The sequence below is a fragment of the Barnesiella sp. CU968 genome (assembly GCF_905219685.1).
GTDB classification, from domain to species: domain Bacteria; phylum Bacteroidota; class Bacteroidia; order Bacteroidales; family Muribaculaceae; genus Lepagella; species Lepagella muris_A.
The window spans coordinates 1-4,810 of sequence record NZ_CAJMXD010000237.1; the positions used below are offsets into that span (position 1 = coordinate 1).

Sequence of the window (4,810 nt, forward strand, 5' to 3'; positions counted from 1 at the left end):
AGAATTTTTTGTTTTCTTCACACATTTTACTAAAAAATGTTGAATCTGACGGTCAACACTTTTCCGGACTAGACAATAAACGAGTCATATACGGGTGAATATTTGTGAATTTTGCCCGTACTTTCGTAGGCATACAAATCGCCTTCATTGTGATACAGCCGAATAATGCGACCGGCTCTATCGCCATAGAATGAGTTGCTTTCAAGCGAGTAATTCTTTAGAATCCTGCCATTATACCTGTCAACCCCCGACTTGGTACTTATCCAGATAGCTCCTGACGCATCTTCAGCAAGCGAATACACCTTCTGACTACTGAGCCCCGTCGAGTTGTCAATACGCAGAACTTCTGAAATTACATGCTGACTTCCATAGCCTTTCTGTGCAAAAAACAGAAAAACCATGACAACCACTGTAATAAACAGCCCGTTCTTAGTGCCCTTTAGCGAGGTTGGCATATAATCACCCATAATACTGCAAAGTTAGCAAATTTCTCGAAATTAGAGGCTTTACAGCTCAAAAACTTTAATAATAGCATAATAGCAAAGATGCCTGACAAGCGGGTTCTATGACATAAGACAGGGATAATCATCCATCGGCAAAACCGTCTTCAAGACCGGATTCCGGATAGAAAAAAGGCAACGGATAGGTAGCGATTCTATCTCCTAACCCTTCCAAAAACCGAATTTTCCGCCGAAAGCACCATTCGGACGAACAACGCCGATCTTTCCTAACTCTCAACACATTACTTTATTCCCCATTTATTGCCATAATCTCGCGAATTCTTCGTATATTTGCAGCAAACATATCAAGTAAACAATAAAAAAATGGGAAAAGTCCTTATAATCGGCGCCGGAGGCGTTGGCACAGTGGTAGCCCACAAATGCGCACAGAATCCGGAAGTTTTTAATGAGATTGTGCTCGCATCCCGTACAAAATCGAAATGCGACAAAATCGCGGCAGAGATCGGTGCGAAGAATATTGTCACAGACAGAGTAGACGCAGACTCAGTCGAAGAGCTGGTGGAACTTTTCAACCGTCACCGCCCGGACATCTGCATCAACGTCGCCCTCCCCTATCAGGATCTCACCATCATGGAGGCATGTCTGAAATGCGGTGTCAATTACCTCGACACCGCCAACTACGAGCCCAAGGATGAGGCTCATTTCGAATATTCATGGCAGTGGGCATACCGCAAACGCTTCGAGGAAGCCGGTCTGACCGCCATTCTCGGATGCGGTTTCGACCCGGGAGTATCAGCCATTTTCGTAGCCTACGCAGCCAAGCACCATTTCTCGGAGATGCGTTATCTTGACATCGTTGACTGCAACGCCGGCAACCATGGCAAAGCATTCGCCACAAACTTCAATCCCGAAATCAATATCCGCGAAATAACCCAGAAAGGCAAATACTGGGAAGACGGCAAATGGGTAGAGACAGAGAATCTCGAGATCCACAAGCCACTCAACTATCCCAATATCGGCGAGCGCGAATCATACCTGCTCTATCACGAAGAACTTGAGAGCCTTGTCCTCAACTTCCCCTCGATCCGTCGCGCCCGTTTCTGGATGACCTTCGGTCAGGAATATCTCACCCACCTCCGCGTTATCCAGGACATAGGCATGGCGAGAATCGACCCGGTGATGTATAACGGGCAGGAGATAGTGCCGATACAATTCCTCAAAGCCGTATTGCCCGATCCCGGCTCGCTCGGAGAGAACTATACCGGCGAGACCTCCATCGGCTGCCGCATAAGCGGTCTTGACAAAGAAGGGAAGGATTCGACATATTACATCTACAACAACTGCTCGCATCAGGAAGCCTACAAAGAGACCGGCGCACAGGCAGTCAGCTACACCACCGGTGTTCCGGCAATGGTAGGAGCGTATATGTTCCTCACCGGCAAATGGGTGATGCCCGGCGTGCACAACGTAGAGGAGTTCGATCCCGATCCATTCCTTGAAAAGCTCGCCGCGTCAGGTCTTCCCTGGCATGTCATCGAGAACGGCGACCTTGAATTCTAACTGCATCTCATAAATGAACAAACGAATATTGACCATATCGGCGGCAGGGTGTATCCTTGCCGCTTTGTCTATGGCGGAGGTTCTTCACCCGTCAGGACCAATAACGAAACAGGGGGAAACATATCTTGTGAAAGCAGGAGGCAAGACCGTTGCAGTCACTCCGATAAACAGAGACATTTTCCGCATCACCACCATTCCTTCAGGGAAAGAACGACTTGACATTCCCAAGTCGCAGGCGGCAGTTCTCGCTCCGGCACAGGGCGGGGCAATCGCCTCCGTCACCCCTGACGAATTTATGCTGACAAGCTCCACGACCATCGTGAGGGTAAACCGCCGCACTGGAAAAACAGTGTTCACCGACCTTGCCGGCGACACACTCCTTTCCGAAGCATCGGGAGTCTGCAACGCGAAAGACACAAAAAACATATCTTTCACCCCCGTAGGGAAAGAGAATTATTACGGAGCCGGGGAGCGCGGACATTCGCTGAGACTCAACGGCGACACCCTTGTGATGTACAACAGGCAGAACTACGGTTACACGGCAGGAGACCCGCGTATCACACAGATGGGAATAACAATTCCCTATTTTGCGTCAGACCGCGGATACGGTGTGCTTTTCGATGACTACAACGCATCCACACTCCACCTCGGAGACCGGATAACATACACATCCGACACTCCCCTGCCTCTTTCTTACTATTTCATCAACGGCAACGGGACACTCGCCGGAACCACAGGCAACTACACGCTCCTGACCGGACGCCAGAATCTCCCCCCGTTCTGGGCATTGGGATATATAACCTCGAAATACGGCTACCATAACCAGCAGGAAGCACTCGGCGCGGTAGATTCACTGAAGACCCGTGGTTATCCGCTTGACGGCATCGTCTTTGACCTTTACTGGTACGGAGTGGAAAAAGACATGGGGCGTCTTGCCTGGAGCAAGGAGCAGTTTCCCGACCACAGGAAGATGCTTGACTCCCTGAACGCAATGGGTGTCAACACGATCCTTATCTCACAGCCCTATGTCAACAAGAACGGAGCTATCGACAATTACAATCTTTTATCCTCGAAAGGGATGCTCGCCAGAGATTCCGAGGGCAACACACATGATGTCTCGACATGGGTAGGTGACGCCGGTATGCTTGACATATCCAATCCTGACACAAGGGAATGGCTCTGGAACCGGCTTAAGCCTCTTACTGCCGAAGGACTTGCCGGATGGTGGGGAGACCTCGGGGAGCCGGAAGTTCATCCGCTCACGATCATGCATGCCAACGGTCAGACCGCATCGCAATATCACAACGTCTACGGCAATGAATGGAGTCGACTTATATATGAAGGCATGAGGAAGGATTTTCCCGACATTCGCCCGATGCTTCTCATGCGCGGCGGCACAGCCGGGCTGCAACGATATTCGGTGTTCCCGTGGACAACGGATGTCTCGCGGTCATGGGGCGGTCTGCAGCCGCAGGTAAATCTCATGCTTAACTCCGGACTGTCGGGACTGGGCTACATGGGTTCCGACATCGGCGGATTCGCGGTAGACCCCGCACACCCCTATGATCCCGAGCTATATGTGCGCTGGATTGAGGCGGGAGTCTTCTCACCCGTTCTGCGCACGCACGCCCAATACCGTCCGGAACCATATCATTATCCCGCACAGGAGAATATAATCAGGCGGTTTATACGGATGCGTTATGAATGGCTTCCGTATAACTACACCCTCGCCTATGAGAACACCACCAAAGGATTCCCTCTCGCCCGCCCGCTTAATTTCACCGGCGGCAGCGATGACAGACTCGCTAATGTGCAGGACGAATATCTATGGGGCAGCGAAATTCTTGTCGCGCCCGTGCTCAACAAAGGAGCACGCTCCCGCAAAGTAATCTTTCCCGAAGGTGAATGGATCAATTGGAACGACACACGTCTCAGATACAAGGGAGGCTCAACAGCCACGGTGCAGGCACCGCTCGGCACACTTCCCCTGTTCGTGAAGGCGGGAAGTTTTGTTCCGCAGTATATGCAGCCTATCTCCAACGTAACGGAATATGACCCTTCCAAGCTTACAGTCAAATATTTCCCCGCACGTGAAGAAACATCCTATACCCTCTTCGAAGACAACAGGAAAGATCCGGAATCGATAGAAAACGGATATTATCGCCTCACCACGTTCAAANGATGGCAGAACGGCGAAGAGACCGTTGTCACCATAGACTCTGAAGGAAGCTATGAAGGTATGCCCGCCAGACAGACCATTTCATTGGAAATCACAGGCATAAAATCACCGAAAAAAGTAACAGGAGGAGAATGGGAATATGACGCTAAGACGCGGACTCTTCGCGTCGAGGTTGTTTTCTGCGGCGATTCCGTTTGTGTGTCTGCGGTTTAGCATCATCCTCAGCCGGGACTCTCTCCGAGACTCCCAGCGAATCGGCTATAAGCTCGGCAACATACTCCGAAGCCACGGAGTTGCCGAGCTTTCTCTGCATTGTGCGGTAGCCGGCTATCTGCCACTCGCGGCGCGGTGAAGGCTGAAGTATCGGCGACAACTCACGCGTTATCGACTCTACCGTGCAGTTATGCACAAGCAGCTCCGGCACCACGCTGTTTCCCACGATAAGATTGGGAAGAGAGACATATTTGACTTTGAGAAGTTTCTCCATTATCCGGTAGGAAAGTTTCACCCCGTTGGCTCGATATACCACCACCTGCGGCGTGCCTATAAGCGCGGTCTCGAGAGTGGCGGTGCCGGATGTGACCACAGCCGCCTGAGAATATTTAAGAAG

General features: G+C 50.9%; 3 protein-coding genes and 1 pseudogene. 2 read left to right on the forward strand and 2 right to left on the reverse strand.

What is annotated here, in order from left to right:
• Nucleotides 1–68: 68 nt before the first annotated feature.
• Complete coding sequence (locus tag JX312_RS09395; protein WP_204457817.1) at nucleotides 69–467, reverse strand: two-component regulator propeller domain-containing protein; 399 nt, start codon at nucleotides 465–467, stop codon at nucleotides 69–71.
• A gap of 357 nt (nucleotides 468–824) precedes the next feature.
• Between JX312_RS09395 and JX312_RS09400 the strand changes: the two genes are divergently transcribed.
• Nucleotides 825–2,021, forward strand: a complete 1,197-nt coding sequence (locus JX312_RS09400; protein ID WP_123403856.1) for a saccharopine dehydrogenase family protein — start codon at nucleotides 825–827, stop codon at nucleotides 2,019–2,021.
• 13 nt (nucleotides 2,022–2,034) lie between these two features.
• Nucleotides 2,035–4,413: a TIM-barrel domain-containing protein gene (locus tag JX312_RS09405; protein ID WP_204457818.1), complete on the forward strand. Its 2,379-nt coding sequence runs from the start codon at nucleotides 2,035–2,037 to the stop codon at nucleotides 4,411–4,413.
• On the opposite strand, the pseudogene JX312_RS09410 reads toward JX312_RS09405, so the two are convergent.
• A pseudogene (locus JX312_RS09410) lies at nucleotides 4,346–4,810 on the reverse strand (hypothetical protein); the annotation flags it as partial. The gene JX312_RS09405 and the pseudogene JX312_RS09410 sit on opposite strands and share 68 nt — an antisense overlap.

What these genes read in the sequence shown, in the direction of transcription:
- JX312_RS09400 (WP_123403856.1), top strand. Translation starts at nt 825, where the DNA reads ATGGGAAAAGTCCTTATAATCGGCGCCGGAGGCGTTGGCACAGTGGTA.
- JX312_RS09395 (WP_204457817.1), bottom strand. Translation starts at nt 467, where the DNA reads ATGGGTGATTATATGCCAACCTCGCTAAAGGGCACTAAGAACGGGCTG.